This is a genomic window from Bacillus sp. SIMBA_154, from assembly GCF_046536015.1.
Classification (GTDB): Bacteria; Bacillota; Bacilli; order Bacillales; family Bacillaceae; genus Bacillus; species Bacillus pumilus_P.
This window is the reverse complement of the sequence record NZ_JAWJBV010000542.1, coordinates 1-245: the sequence shown is the minus strand read 5'-3', so window position 1 is coordinate 245 and position 245 is coordinate 1. Positions and strand designations below refer to the sequence as shown.

The window sequence follows — 245 nt, the reverse complement described above, 5'->3', positions numbered from 1 at the left end:
GATGCCGTGTTGTTCGGCCTGACCGCCAACCCGGTGCGGGATGTGCCCACCATCGAAGGTGCCGACCGGGCGGAAACCTGGGCGCTAACCAAGGACGAATTGAAGGTGGTACTCGAAGCCATCGAAGGCCTACCCGAGCGTCACCGTGCCCTCGCCAAGAGCATGCTGTACCTGGCCGGGCAACGGGTCGAGATGCTGTGCCGTGTCACCTGGGCCGACTTCTACGACGACGCAGAGCATGGGGC

1 protein-coding gene is annotated in these 245 nt (G+C 64.5%); it reads left to right on the top strand.

Annotated features, from left to right (window positions below; translation table 11 throughout):
* The coding region (locus R0K30_RS23095) for a hypothetical protein (protein ID WP_410613318.1) at positions 1-245 on the top strand (245 nt) is incomplete at both ends.